11 protein-coding genes and 1 pseudogene are annotated in these 12,957 nt (G+C 63.6%); 8 read left to right on the forward strand and 4 right to left on the reverse strand.

The genetic code is table 11. From position 1 onward, the window contains the following. The first annotated feature begins 389 nt into the window (after nt 1-389). From FVF58_RS32005 to FVF58_RS32015, 3 genes are all read left to right on the forward strand, one after another. Nucleotides 390-815 carry a CopG family transcriptional regulator gene (locus tag FVF58_RS32005; RefSeq protein WP_149673772.1) on the forward strand — a complete coding sequence of 142 codons (426 nt, stop codon included), beginning with the start codon at nt 390-392 and terminating at the stop codon, nt 813-815. A gap of 85 nt (nt 816-900) precedes the next feature. Then, a complete protein-coding gene (locus FVF58_RS32010) occupies nt 901-2,043 on the forward strand; it encodes an extracellular catalytic domain type 1 short-chain-length polyhydroxyalkanoate depolymerase (RefSeq protein WP_149673773.1) in 1,143 nt (380 codons plus the stop codon). A gap of 449 nt (nt 2,044-2,492) precedes the next feature. Continuing rightward, nucleotides 2,493-3,509: a DMT family transporter gene (locus FVF58_RS32015; protein ID WP_425468987.1), complete on the forward strand. Its 1,017-nt coding sequence runs from the start codon at nt 2,493-2,495 to the stop codon at nt 3,507-3,509. Nucleotides 3,510-3,576: 67 nt separating this feature from the next. Here FVF58_RS32015 and FVF58_RS32020 read toward each other — a convergent pair whose 3' ends face one another. Next, on the reverse strand, nt 3,577-4,386 hold the full coding sequence (locus FVF58_RS32020) for a mechanosensitive ion channel family protein (RefSeq protein WP_149673775.1): 810 nt from the start codon (nt 4,384-4,386) through the stop codon (nt 3,577-3,579). Between the two features lie 146 nt (nt 4,387-4,532). Here FVF58_RS32020 and FVF58_RS54480 point away from each other — a divergent pair, with 146 nt between their 5' ends. Next, the gene (locus FVF58_RS54480; RefSeq protein ID WP_342802416.1) at nt 4,533-4,658 is read left to right on the forward strand and encodes a hypothetical protein; all 126 of its coding nucleotides are present in this window, start codon (nt 4,533-4,535) and stop codon (nt 4,656-4,658) included. A 581-nt stretch (nt 4,659-5,239) separates the two neighbouring features. Here the strand turns inward: FVF58_RS54480 and FVF58_RS32030 are convergent. Together FVF58_RS32030 and FVF58_RS32035 are read right to left on the reverse strand one after the other, a co-directional pair. Further along, nucleotides 5,240-5,752: a GAF domain-containing protein gene (locus tag FVF58_RS32030; protein ID WP_149673776.1), complete on the reverse strand. Its 513-nt coding sequence runs from the start codon at nt 5,750-5,752 to the stop codon at nt 5,240-5,242. Between the two features lie 181 nt (nt 5,753-5,933). Further along, on the reverse strand, nt 5,934-6,359 hold the full coding sequence (locus tag FVF58_RS32035) for a TOBE domain-containing protein (protein WP_149673777.1): 426 nt from the start codon (nt 6,357-6,359) through the stop codon (nt 5,934-5,936). 266 nt (nt 6,360-6,625) lie between these two features. Between FVF58_RS32035 and FVF58_RS32040 the strand changes: the two genes are divergently transcribed. The 4 genes from FVF58_RS32040 to FVF58_RS32055 all read left to right on the forward strand — a co-directional run bounded on the left by FVF58_RS32040 (nt 6,626) and on the right by FVF58_RS32055 (nt 11,056). Beyond that, nucleotides 6,626-8,281, forward strand: coding sequence for an SH3 domain-containing C40 family peptidase (locus tag FVF58_RS32040; protein WP_149673778.1), 1,656 nt, complete (start codon nt 6,626-6,628; stop codon nt 8,279-8,281). Nucleotides 8,282-8,710: 429 nt separating this feature from the next. Then, complete coding sequence (locus FVF58_RS32045) at nt 8,711-9,181, forward strand: VOC family protein (RefSeq protein WP_149673779.1); 471 nt, start codon at nt 8,711-8,713, stop codon at nt 9,179-9,181. 53 nt (nt 9,182-9,234) lie between these two features. Then, nucleotides 9,235-9,711, forward strand: a complete 477-nt coding sequence (locus FVF58_RS32050) for a VOC family protein (RefSeq protein WP_149673780.1) — start codon at nt 9,235-9,237, stop codon at nt 9,709-9,711. 136 nt (nt 9,712-9,847) lie between these two features. Then, on the forward strand, nt 9,848-11,056 hold the full coding sequence (locus tag FVF58_RS32055; protein ID WP_149673781.1) for an MFS transporter: 1,209 nt from the start codon (nt 9,848-9,850) through the stop codon (nt 11,054-11,056). Between the two features lie 335 nt (nt 11,057-11,391). On the opposite strand, the pseudogene FVF58_RS32060 reads toward FVF58_RS32055, so the two are convergent. Beyond that, a pseudogene (locus FVF58_RS32060) lies at nt 11,392-12,825 on the reverse strand (HdeD family acid-resistance protein). Between the last annotated feature and the right edge of the window lie 132 nt (nt 12,826-12,957).

Below are 12,957 nucleotides of genomic sequence, written 5' to 3' on the forward strand. Positions count from 1 at the left end.
CAACTAGCGGCTACCGCGAGGAGACGCTCTCAGACCGATCGCATCCACTCCAGGGATTTTGCGCCGTTGCTGCTCGCCGCGAAACGTCGTTCAGTGCAATTGGAAAATCGAGCAGACGGACACGGTCTTCGCGAGCCGGGATGATCTCATTAAAGCCAACCCCGCCTGAATATGCCAACTGCGCCGCAACGGCGGAGTCGGTTTGCCCCCCGCCGCGCCAATCCGTCGCTCGCGGCGTTTGCGATATCGCCGCCCGATGCTGTCGGCACTTCCCCCCACCTCTCCCGACCCTCAATTTCCCAATTGACTCGCCTGCCCAACGCGCGTAAAACCTAAACCATCCCACTGGATGTTAATTGGATGTTCTCTGGATGCCCATCGGAGTGCAAATGCCCAAACTCAACCTCGTCGACAGTTCACGCCCCAAAGGGGGCGACACCGAAAAAATCACCATCAACCTCGGTCCGGTCGACCTCGGCCAGATAGACCTGCTGGTCGAAGAAGGCTTTTACTCGAACCGCACCGACATGATTCGCACGGCGATCCGCAACCAGCTTGCGGTGCACGCGCAGGTGGTCACGGAAACGGTGACACGGCGCGCGATGGTGCTCGGCTTGCAGCACTTCTCCCGGCAAGACCTCGAAGCCGCCCAGGCCGCGCACGAACAACTCGACATCCACGTCCTCGGCCTCGCCAGCATCGCCTCCGATGTGCCGCCGGAACTCGCGGCGGCGACGATTGCATCGGTCGTAGTGCTCGGTGCGTTTCACGCCTCGCCCGCGGTCAAGGCGGCGCTCGCCGGACGCATCAGCTAGCCGCTTCGTTCGACTCGTCGAGTGACGCAAGCTGCGGCTCGTCACTCGCTCACCCATGCCGCGAGGCAACTCAACGAAAGCCATCATGAAGATGAACGAAGATTTTCTGAGGTCGATGAAAGACGCCTTCGATCTGCTGCACACGAAGGGTCCCACCGAAGCGACCGCCGCGGTTCAACGCGCGCTCGCTGGGGTCAACGCAGAAGCGGTCCATGCGCGCACGCCGCATACTCCGCGCGCGCCGAGCAATTGGACGCAAGCATGGTCCCGGGTTCAAGCGGAGGCTGAGGCACAGGCGCAGGCATACGCACAAACGCAAACGCACGCGCGCCCGAAGCCGCGCACCCCTGCCCCACACACCTTCGACGCCGCGACACCCGGCGCCTTCAGCACGCACACCTTCAGCAACAGTGCGGGGCAGCGTCAATACAAGCTATACGTGCCGGCGGTTTACAACAACGAGCCGTTACCGCTGATCGTGATGTTGCACGGCTGCACGCAGAACGCCGACGACTTCGCGGCCGGCACGCGCATGAACGAGATGGCCGAGCGTCATGGCTTCATCGTTGTGTATCCGAATCAGTCGCAAGCGGCGAATCATTCGAAATGCTGGAACTGGTTCAAGCCTGGCGATCAGCAGCGCGGCCTTGGCGAACCGTCGATGATTGCGGGCATCACGCGCGAGGTGATGACGCACTATCGCGTCGATGCCGCGCGAGTCTACGTGGCTGGCCTGTCGGCGGGCGGCGCGATGGCGGATGTGATGCTGAACACGTCGCCCGAGCTGTACGCAGCCGCTTGCGTGCATTCGGGCCTCGCCCACGGATGCGCGAAGGACCTGCCCTCGGCCCTCGCCGCGATGAAGGGCGGCAAGCCGCAGCGCAAGCCCGCGCGCGCCGCGCCGCAACGTCCGCTGATCGTGTTTCATGGCGATGCGGACACGACGGTCCATCCGTCGAATGCGACCGGTCTCGTCGCGTCCTTCGATGCCGGCACTACGACCGTCAGTGCGCCGGCCACTGCGGCTCACGCGTCGCGGAACGGACGCGGCGCTACGCTGCAACGGCGCGTCGCGGCCAATGGCGTCGAAGCGGAGTACTGGTTGATCCACGGTGCGGGCCACGCGTGGGCCGGCGGCAGTCAGCGCGGCTCGTACACGGACCCGGCGGGCCCCGATGCGACCGAGGAGATGCTGCGATTCTTTCTCGCTCATCCGCGGATGGATTGAGCGGAGGGTCGCTTTGAGATATGATTTCATATAACTTACCGCGCTTTACAGCGAAGTCAGTTAACGATCACCTAGTCGACACAGTGGCTTATATTTTAAGTAAATTCATGTTTTGGTTGCAATAAATGGATTTTGGCGGCAATGCTCTCTCAGCGTTGCGAGTCATTTATCAAAGTATAGTTGTAGGACGACATACAATAACTTCTAATCGCATAGCGTCGTCGCCACCGTCCAACTGCGCACCCAAGTCCAATATTCCGTCCGCCCGACCAACCTCTCCTTTCCCGCCGGCGGCAAGCACCAACGAATCCCCCTCGATGCAACGACCGACTCCGGTTTATCAAGGCCCCACCCCGCCGCCATACGAATCAGCAGCAAAGCAATGAAAGCGACACGGCTCGTGGTCAATCCACACAGTGCGCGACGACAACATCATTAGAAATATGACCATGTCTATCACAACAACTGGACCGCGCGAACCCGCGCGTTTCTTTTCGCAACCCAGAGTGCTGATCATGCTCGCGACCTTCTGCTGCCTTCTGTGGGGCAGTTCGTATCCGGCAATCAAGATCGGCTACGCTTTGCTGGGCATCGCGCAAAGCGACATTCCATCGAAGCTGGTCTTTGCCGGCTACAGGTTCGTGCTCGCAGGACTGCTTTTGCTGATAGTCGCCGCACTGTCGAAAAAGCCGCTTTTCAATTTGGACCGCCGTAACGCCGGGCAGTTGATGCTGCTGGGCTTTACGCAAACCGCAATCCAATACGTTTTCTTCTATATCGGCCTCGCCTACACCACAGGCGTTCGTGGGTCCATCCTGAACGCAACGACGACTTTCTTCAGCGTGTTGCTGGCCCATTTCATCTATAAGAACGACAAAATCTCACCGCGCAAAGCTGCCGGGTGCCTGCTGGGATTTGTGGGTGTCATGGTCGTGAATGCCGGCGACGGGTTATTCGATTTTGCATTTGCGCTGCTCGGCGAAGGCTTCATCGTCATCGCCGCCTTTGTCCTGTCCGCCGCATCGATTTATGGAAAACGTATCTCGCAGGGCATGGACGTCATGGTCATGACCGGGTACCAATTGGGGTTTGGCGGCGCTGTGCTGTTGGCGGCGGGATATGCCACCGGAGGAACCGTGCGCGCATTCACAGCGGAATCGGCGGCGTTGCTGGGTTACCTGGCGATCCTCTCCGCATTGGCCTTCACGTTGTGGAGTTTGCTCCTCAAATATAACCAGGTCGGCAGAGTGACCGTTTTCAATTTTCTGGTCCCCGTGTTCGGCACGACGTTGTCCGCCATCTGCCTGAACGAAAACATCATGGAGTTGAAAAATCTTGTGGCGCTCGTTCTCGTATGCAGCGGAATATGGCTGGTCACTCGCTCGCCAAAGCTGCGTTCGCGTCATTCAAAACCGGCCGTTGTTTTGACCGATGTTCAGGAGTGCCGCAGCAGCCACGGCCGATAGGATTGTTGCGCCAGGCCGCCTGGCGGACTTGTTGGTACGCGCTTGAGCCTCGTCTGGCAACTCAGCCTCACGCCGCGACCTCGCAGCCGGCCTGTTCCAGCGCGGCCTGCGCATGCTCGTGCAACTCACCGCCCGCAAGCGACGCGTCCGGCGTGCGCACCCACGCAGCGATGCGCAGCGTTGCGCCGCCGTCCTCCGGGTAATGGGCCACCGAGACAATCGGTGCGAGCGTCGTGCCGTTTAGTACGCGTGGTTCGTCGGCGACCAGCTTCTTCAATTCGCCGATCGCGGCATCGACGTCCTTGCGCTGGGCAAGTTCGACATCGACCTCGATGCGCTGCGTGCCGCCGCTGCTGTAATTGATCACCGGATTGCTCCAGATCTGGCTGTTCGGCACGAACACCGCGTTGCCGTCGCCACGCTCGATACGCGTGGTGAACAGCCCCACTTCGCGCACAATGCCAGCCGCCGCGCCGCTGCCCTCGATCACGTCGCCGACGCGAAACGGCCGCAACAACAATAGCATCATGCCGGCCGCGATATTCTGCAACGTGCCTTGCAATGCGAGCCCGATCGCGAGGCCGGCAGCGCCAAGCACCGCGAGCACACTGGCGGTCGCAATGCCGACCTCGCCGAGCGCCGCGATGAAGACGAGCACGCGCACCGCCCAAGTGCCCATGGCGGCGAGCATCGGCGCGAGCGTCGGGTCAGCATGCGTGCGGGCGAGCGCTTTGGCGAACATCGCACCCACACGGTTCGACAGCCACCAGCCGACCACGAGGATCAATACGGCCAGCGCGATTTGAAGCGCGTCATGTGTGAGCGTGACGAGCAGCGACGGTTGCAGATGCAATAGACGGGAAATGAGATCGTTCATCGTGACTCAGTTTCGTTGCGGGATAGGTTCTCCTGGCGCGAGTCAGCAGGATGCGTTCCTGCCCTCACGTTTTACGCGGAGGCACATGGCTTGCTTTCCTTTGCACCGGCAACACCCCGCTTGCGTTTGCGAATAGGGAGAACCAGATGACTGCGCATTTCAAGCCGCACGACCGCCTCAGTTCGAACACGCCGCGAGGCATCACGCAAGGTAAGGTCGTGCGTGTCATTTCTACGCATACGACCGTGGACGGCAAAAGCGTCGATGCGTAAGAATCCGACCCGCGTTACGAGGTGGAGTCCGAGAAAAGCGGCAAGCATGCCGTTCATCGCGGCGACGCGCTGCGGCGTCTGAAGGATTGAAGGGATTCGAGGAATTGAAGCGCGGATACTGCGCGAAAAAATGAATGGCCGCTGGGCCGAGTTCTACTTCAAGCCGTTTTGCTTGAAGCCGGGAGGCAAAGTCATCCACCGCAACCTCAACGGCAGTTCGCGCAACGCATCCAGCGTCTGCAGCGTCTGATCGGTATCGCCAAGCAGCACGCCCTTTGGTGAGACTGCCGGAACGGCGACCGTTATATCCGTGGATGCAGGTCGTCGCGCGGAGCCGCCAAGATTGAACGTGCTTGCCGTCGAAGCCGGCGACAGCCATAGACGGGGCGGCAAGCGAAGCAACGAACGGCAAGGAGTGCCAATTGCCAGTTGCGCTTATTGAAAGCACTCCGGTGAAGCGGCAAAGCCGCGCAGGCGCGCGGCAACGTCAGCCGTGTAATGGCGCGCTGTATTCCACTCAAGCGTGTGTCGATCAGACGGGAACAAACAACGCGCCGCGCTCCGAGACCGATAGATTCAGTTCAAGCCGCCGGCGCCGCACCGCGCGGCAACGCCGCTTCGATGAACACCGCGCACAACGCCTCCATCCCCTTCGCGTCTTCCGCATCGAAGCGCGCGACGACCGGGCTATCGACATCCCATACGCCGATCAGCGTGCCGTCCGGCGCGACGAGCGGCACGACGATTTCCGATTGCGACGCCGAATCGCACGCAATATGACCGGGAAACTCGTGCACGTCGCGCACGACCTGCGTCTGCCGGGTCTGTGCGGCCGTCCCGCATACGCCCTTGCCGAGCGGGATGCGTACACACGCGGGCTTGCCCTGGAACGGTCCGACGACCAGTTCGCGGCCGTCGTGAAAGTAGAAGCCGGCCCAGTTGAGATCGCTCAGCGAATGAAACACGAAAGCGGAAAAATTCGCTGCGTTGGCGATCCAGTCGGTTTCGCCGGCGAGGAGCGAGCGCGCCTGGGCGACCAACTCTTCGTATTGCGCGGCTTTAGGCAGATGCGAGGCAGAGGAGACTTCGAACATGACGGCGTCCGTGATGAGAGCAAAAAGAGGAACAGCAAGTCGTGCAGTGTAAAGCAAGCGCCCGCTTCCTTCACGGCGCGCGGCCGCCGTTGCACATGCTCGCCCCTCCACACCGGTTGGCTTCAGCCGCGCTTAAGACCAGTCAGCGCGTCTGAAGCCAGCGGACCGGACAGTACCTTTGTTACTGATCGACGCCGATGATCACGCTCGACGCCTTGAAGATCGCCGTTGCCGCCTTGCCGCTCGCGAGGCCGAGGCGATCGACGCTCTCATTGGTGATGACCGCCGCGACCTGCGCGCCACCCGCGCTGATGATCACTTCCGAATTCACCGCACCCTTCGTCACCGCCGACACGGTGCCGGCGATGCAGTTGCGCGCTGAGACCTGGCTCTGCGCGACATCGACCATCACGATCACCGACGATGCCTTGACCAGCGCGAACGCTTTCTTGCCGGCAGCAAGACCAAGCGACGTCGCGCTGCCGTGCGTGATGACCGCGACGATCTCGAGGCCGTCCTGGGTGCGCAGCGTGACTTCGTCGTTCACTGCGCCGTGTTTGACTTCCGCCACTTCGCCGGCGAATTGATTGCGTGCGCTGGTTTGCATGTCGTGCTCCTTGCTGGTTGGGACGCCGCGCATGAAGGTTGCGAAGCGAGGTTTGGAGTTACGGACCAGTGTAACGAAACGCCCACCGGCTGCAATCGCACGCGCTTGCAGTGCGCGCGATGAACGATCCGAACCCATATGAGAACACGTAAGCGCTGCGTATAGGCGCGCATAACGCGGCGCCGGCACCGCATGACACGGCCGGACGCGTCGCACGACTCACGGACGCCGTATCATCGTGCCCTGGACCCACTCTGCCGAACTCTATGTCTGTCGCCGTCCTGTTCCGCCGCCTTGCCGTTTCATGGCCGGGCGCCTGCCGCGCCGCCGCGCTGTGCACCGCCGCGGCAATCCTCGCCGCCTGCAGCGCCCCTCCGCCGGCGCGCGATGTGCGTACACAAGCGCACGCGTTCATCGACACCGTCACGCTATTCCCGCTCGAACATTACGACCAGAACGTCGACCACTGGCTCCAACCCGGCAGCCCCGCCTACGACCTGCCGTTCCTCAGTCCCGAGGACCAGCGGGCCCACTTCGACGCGCTCTTCGCGCGCTACTTCGGCACCGGCGCGAACGCGCCGTCGCCGTGGAATTCCGCCTACGTGACGCAGCGCGTTTATCGTGAGCAAGGCGCGGATATCGCCGCGTTGCAGCAACGCCGCATCGACAAGTTCGACAACACCGGCAAGGAAGGCGCAGCGCTCGGCTACGGCGAGAATTTCCGCCCGCATGACAAGGCATGGATCGACGCGATCGCGCGCAACATGAACGTCGAGCAGTTTACGCGGACACCGGTCTATCGGCCCGAGCGCCGCGCGATCGCCACCGGCAACCTGATGGTGCGCGAACTGCCAACCACCGACCCATCGTTCTACGACCATCATCTGGCGGGCGAAGGCTATCCATTCGATAACCTGCAAATCTCGGCCGTGCGCCCGGGCACGCCGTTGTATGTGCTCGGTAGCAGCGTCGACGGCGCATGGCAGTACGTGCAGACGCCCGACGTCCAGGGCTGGGTGCGTAGCGATGGCGTCGCACTGGCCGACGACCGCTTCGTCGACGCATGGCGCGCGGCTGCCGGCAAATCGCTGGGTGCGGTGACGGTGGCCTCGGCGCCGGTGCGCGACAGCAGTGGCGCGTTCCGCTTCGACGCGCCGGCGGGCACGATGCTGCCGCTGTTGCGTGCGTCGCCATCCTCGTTGCCCCAACGGTCCGTCGCAGTGGCAAACGGCGCGCGGCAGGCGGCAGCGGGCGCCGTCACCGTCACAAACGAGCGGGGCACCGTGGACGACACCCCCGTGCTGCGCACGGTTCTCGTCCCCGCCCGCGATCCCGACGGCCGCGCGCTCATCCGCACCGCCACGCTGACCGACACGCAAATCACGCCGATGCCGCTCGCCGCCACGCCGCGCCATCTGGCGATGCTGATGAAAGCGCTGATCGGCCGCCCCTATGGCTGGGGCAATAGCGGGCTCTACAACGATTGTTCGTCGGAGCTGCAAAGCATTTTCGCGGTGTTCGGCGTGTGGCTGCCGCGCCATTCGTCGACGCAGATGAGCGCCGGGCGCATGATCGACCTGTCCGCGTCCACGCCCGCGCAGCGGCTCGACTATCTCGCGCGGCATGGCGAACCGCTGCGCACGCTGATCTACATCGGCGGCCATGTGATGCTGTACATCGGCAACACGACCCGCGACGGCGTCACGGTCCCCGTCGTCTATCAGGACGTGTGGGGCTTGCGGCCCGCCGACGACAGCCGTCGCGCGGTGATCGGCGGCTCGGTGATCTTGCCGCTGTATGAGCACATTCCCGAGGACGCTTCGCTGCAATCGCTGGCGGCTACGCGTACGTTCCAGATCAGCATTCTCGGCGCGCCGGGCGGGGTCGCGGCGCCGCAGGACGAGGACAACCCGGCGGGTTGAAGCGGGCCGGGGGGCTGGCAGATGCGGCGGCGGCCGTCGCCGCGTCGGCATCCCCACTCAGCACCCGCACTTCGCGCTTCGCCCTTCGCCCTTCGCCCTTCGCCCTCCGCCCTCCGCACCTCGCACCTCGCACCTCGCACCTCGCACCTCGCACCTCGCACCTCGCACTTTGCACTTCGCACTTTGCGCTTGCGCACCCCGGCGCGCCCACACGTTCGCACTCCGCTTCCACACGCGCACACCCGCACACGCTCGCCCTGCACATCCACGCGCCACGCGCTCCCGCCCCCAGTACTTCCGCAACTCCCCCCAAAAATATTTTTTCCGGAGTGTCGATCCAACGGTAACGAACTCGTCGTAATGTTGAAAGCCTGGCTCACGCAGCCGGTCTTTCAAGTCACGAACCTGTCACTTCAAGGAGTCACCGACATGACTAGCGCCGCCGTCAAACCGATCCCCGACGGGATGCACTCGCTCACTCCGTATCTGATCTGCGCCAACGCCGCGGAAGCCATCGCGTTCTACACGAAGGCCTTCAACGCCGTCGAGCAGTACCGGCTGCCCGGGCCGGGCGGCAAGGTGATGCACGCCTGCCTGAAGATCGGCGATTCCATGCTGATGCTGACCGACGAATGGCCCGACCATCAGGCGTTCGGTCCGAATACGCTAAAGGGCACGCCGGTCACGATTCACCACTACGTGGAGGACGTGGACGCCAGTTTCAAACAGGCCGTCGATGCCGGCGCGACCGTCCTGCTGCCCGTCTCCGACATGTTCTGGGGCGACCGCTACGGCCAGGTGAAAGACCCGTTCGGCCATCACTGGTCGCTCGCCACGCACAAGCGCGATCTGAGCACGGAGGAAATCCAGCAGGCCATGGCCACGATGAAGTGCGAGTAGCAAGCAACGGAGAATAACGGCGAGGCCGCCCGCCTTGCAGGAGCAGAGACATCATGCAAAGGATTGCGCCGTGCCTGTGGTTCGACGGCAATGCGGAAGAAGCGGCCCGCTTCTATACGTCGGTGTTTTCGGATTCGCGCATCGCCACCACGCTGCATTACACGGACGCTGGCCCCGGACCAGAAGGGGGCGTGCTGGCCGTCACGTTCGAGATCGAAGGCCAGGAGTTCATGGCCTTGAACGGCGGCCCGCAATTTCCCTTCACGCCGGCGATTTCGCTGTTCGTGCACTGCGGTTCGCAGGAGGAGATCGACCGCTACTGGTCGATGCTCATCGACGGCGGCGGCGCGCCGTGGCAATGCGGCTGGCTGCAGGACCGCTTCGGCGTGTCGTGGCAGATCGTGCCCGACGCGCTCGGCGAGATGCTGCGCGATGAGGACCGCGCGAAAGCGAGCCGCGTGATGCAGGCGATGATGAAAATGGTCAAGCTCGATGTCGCGCAGCTGGAGCAGGCATATCGCGACGGATAGCACGCGCTCCGACCCTCCCTCACTGCATCACGCCGCCGCATGGTCTCGCGGTCTCGCGGCGATCCCGCCGCGAGACCGCGACGGCGCCATCTTTGATAGCATCGGTCTCGACCCATAAACGGCGGGACCACAACAAGTGCGAGTCAACCATCAGGCGTTTTTTTGTTCGTTGTTCATCGCGCGTCTCGCCGATCAGGTCCTGCTGTTTCTCGTCCCCCTCGTCGTATTCCAGACCACACACCAGGTCTCGTGGTCAGGCCTGGCGTTTTTCATCGAAACGCTGCCGCGCTACCTGGTCTTCCCGTTCTTCGGCGCATTGTGCGATCGCATCTCGCCGCTCAGGCTGATGAGGGTCAGTCAGGCCGTGCGCGCGCTGGCGTGTTTCGGCGGCGTGTTCGCGTACGCGCTGTTCGGCGGGATCGGCTGGCTGATCGCGCTGTCGGCGGCGTGCGGCGTGCTCACGAGCCAAGGGCTGGTGGCGCGCGAAGTCATGCTGCCGCAAATCTTCAGCACGCGGCAGTTTCAGCGCGTGCTCGCCTACTCGCAACTGGCCGACCAGTTAGGCTTCGTGCTCGGCCCGATGCTGGCCGCGCTGCTGCTCGGCTGGTGGCGCTGGGAATCGGTGGTGGGCGTCGCCGGTGCGCTGTTCCTCAGCGCCGATGGCGCATTGCTGCTGTGGCAGCGCACGAGCGGATTTAAGGCCGGCAATCCGCCGCCCGAGGCCGCGGGCCACTGGAGCTTGCCGTTGCGCATCGCATTGCGCCATGTGCTGGTGCTGCCGGGTCTGAAGAAGGTCGTGCTGCTGGCGGCCGCCGAAAACCTCGTGATCGGCGTCACGCTCGCCACGTCCGCCGCAATGGTGACGGGCTATCACGCGCAGTCGAACCACTACTATGCCGGCCTGCAAACGGCCGGCGCCGTCGCCACGGTGCTGATTCTTTTGACGATCGCGCGCACTGCATGGCCTGCCCGCGTGCTCGGCCGGGTCGCTTTCGTGGCGATCTGCGCGGGCGGCGTGATCGCCGGCGCGAGTGCGGCGCCTTGGGGCTATGCGCTTGGCTTTCTATTGATCGTCGGTTTCGACAAGATGTTCAACGTCTACATCCGCAGCGCGCGTCAGCGAATCATTCCGCCGGCGGACTACGGCAAGACGACCGGCGTGGTGATTCTGCTGAACAACATGACGCAGCCGCTCGCCGGCTTGCTGGTCACGCTGTTCTCCACGCGCACGCAAACCGGCCCGCTGATCGTGACGCTTTCGGTCGCGATGGGCGGCATCGGCGCGGCGGTGTCGATTGGCTCGGCGCTGTGGCGGCGCAAGCGTGCGCTGGCGCTTGGGGAATGACGCCGCATCCGGCTCGATGAGCGCCGCCAGGTTCGCGATACGGGAGGCGATGCAGAACATGCCGGCATGCCGCCGCCGAACTTCCGTATTTAAAGCCGCAATGCGCGTGGATCGGCTGGCGCGTCGCAGAGGACTTCAACAGTGGCCGATGGAATATGGAATCAGCATACGCGCGCCATATTGAGTGAATTAATTCATTCGACTGTGGTGCGGCGCACGGAAGTTATCAACAGAAACTGGGCACAAATCTGTGCATAACTACCAGCCAAAATCCGCAAGCCGTTGAAGCGATTGCCATTTTCACCGCGATGCCGAAGTTGGGCACGCCGCTCCCTTCAATCCCGCACCGCGCCCGACGCGACACCGTGCTGCGCGTCCTGCGCCGCCGACACATGGCGTGCCTCTTCGCGCCATTGCCGACGCGACTGCATCATCCGGCGCACCGCAAGGCGCGCCATCCGGACCCAGCCCGACGGCCGCGGGTCGGCCAGCATGCTGAGCGCGCGCGCATAGTCGAGCGTGAGGCCGGGGGTCCACGCCATCGTCGCGGCGCGTTTGTGCAGTTGCGCGGCCACCCATAATTCCGGCGTCGTGATCACACGCAGAAACGGCCGCCAGCCGCCGACGCTGCCCCACACGCGCGCCGATGCGCCTTCGAGCGCCGCCTCCAGTGCACGCGACACGCTGCTCGAACAGTTGCGATGCGTCAGGTTGTAGGTCGTGTCCTGCCGATACACGTCCCAGAATCGGCGCAGCCGCAGCGGATCGTAATTGCGGATGCGCACCTGAACCGTCGACGGACACCACGCCTTCGATTCAGTCGGATAGTCCGGCTGGAACATGCCCGGCACGTCGTTCTCGCGCGTGGCGCGCAGGAGCCGCGTGAAATCGTCCGGGGAACGATCGATCTCGACGCCCGGATACAGGCTGATGTCGATGCCCTCGGGCGATTCGAGCGCGGCATGCCCCGTCGATATCACGCCATGGCGATCCACCGCCGCGATATAGCGGTCGACGATCGGCTGCCGCCGCGCCTCGCTTTTGGCCGACCCGACCGGCGCCCACACGTGGACGGTCAACGCGGCTTCATCGGCGGCGGGCGGGCCGTCCCATTCGAGCCGCGCCGTACGGCTAGCCGGCGCCGCGCGCGCCGCGGCATGAGCGGGGGGTACGAGCGTCGTCCATCGCCGCATCGTCCGACGCAACCGCCGGGTTCGATACCAGCCGCCGCACACGCGTGCTCAGCAGAATCAGGTTCCAGCCGCCGAACATCAGCCCCAGACCGAGACAATACGGAACGGTGCCGACATAGTGCGTCGGAAACGGCTGGAAGAAAAAATCGCCAGCGCGATTTCGAGGCCGCCACCGATCATCGCGAGCCGCCACGTGCGATAGCGGACCACTCGCGCGGAGACGATCTGCAACAGACCATCGGCCAGAAAGAGCGTGCCGAAGATCATCGACAGAATGAAGTTGCCGTGGTGATGCCCGGCGAGAATCAGCGCCGCCGCGAAGCAGAACGCGAACCCCTTCACATAGCGCAGCGTGCGCTGCCCGCCCATGCCGGTCCACGCGACGGCGGGCGTGCACAGCCCTTCGAGCAACAACAACAAGGCGAAGGGCGTGATCGGGAAATAGAGCGCGTTGTCGAGGGCGTCGATGAACACCACCACGCCGAGCAGCAGACTCAGCCAGCCGGCGATCTGCAACGACCGCCAGCGGGTTCGCAGGTAATCGACGCCCAGCAAGATCATGACGAGACGAACCATCGCGAGCCCTCCTTGACCGATGCAAGCATCAGCTTCTGTTCGTCATCTTATACAGAATCGTCGGGAGAAATCGCGCTGCGGGGCGCGGCTATGCGCGCGCAAGCCGCCGCTCGCTCATGTTCGCGGCGGCGT

The organism is Paraburkholderia panacisoli (assembly GCF_008369935.1).
Lineage (GTDB): Bacteria > Pseudomonadota > Gammaproteobacteria > Burkholderiales > Burkholderiaceae > Paraburkholderia > Paraburkholderia panacisoli.

Bases quoted from the DNA above. Each gene is read 5' to 3' on its own strand.
- FVF58_RS32015 (WP_425468987.1), top strand. From the start codon at position 2,493: ATGTCTATCACAACAACTGGACCGCGCGAACCCGCGCGTTTCTTTTCG.
- FVF58_RS32005 (WP_149673772.1), top strand. From the start codon at position 390: ATGCCCAAACTCAACCTCGTCGACAGTTCACGCCCCAAAGGGGGCGAC.
- FVF58_RS32030 (WP_149673776.1), bottom strand. From the start codon at position 5,752: ATGTTCGAAGTCTCCTCTGCCTCGCATCTGCCTAAAGCCGCGCAATAC.
- FVF58_RS32050 (WP_149673780.1), top strand. From the start codon at position 9,235: ATGCAAAGGATTGCGCCGTGCCTGTGGTTCGACGGCAATGCGGAAGAA.
- FVF58_RS32045 (WP_149673779.1), top strand. From the start codon at position 8,711: ATGACTAGCGCCGCCGTCAAACCGATCCCCGACGGGATGCACTCGCTC.
- FVF58_RS32020 (WP_149673775.1), bottom strand. From the start codon at position 4,386: ATGAACGATCTCATTTCCCGTCTATTGCATCTGCAACCGTCGCTGCTC.
- FVF58_RS32010 (WP_149673773.1), top strand. From the start codon at position 901: ATGAAGATGAACGAAGATTTTCTGAGGTCGATGAAAGACGCCTTCGAT.
- FVF58_RS32035 (WP_149673777.1), bottom strand. From the start codon at position 6,359: ATGCAAACCAGCGCACGCAATCAATTCGCCGGCGAAGTGGCGGAAGTC.
- FVF58_RS32040 (WP_149673778.1), top strand. From the start codon at position 6,626: ATGTCTGTCGCCGTCCTGTTCCGCCGCCTTGCCGTTTCATGGCCGGGC.
- FVF58_RS54480 (WP_342802416.1), top strand. From the start codon at position 4,533: ATGACTGCGCATTTCAAGCCGCACGACCGCCTCAGTTCGAACACGCCG.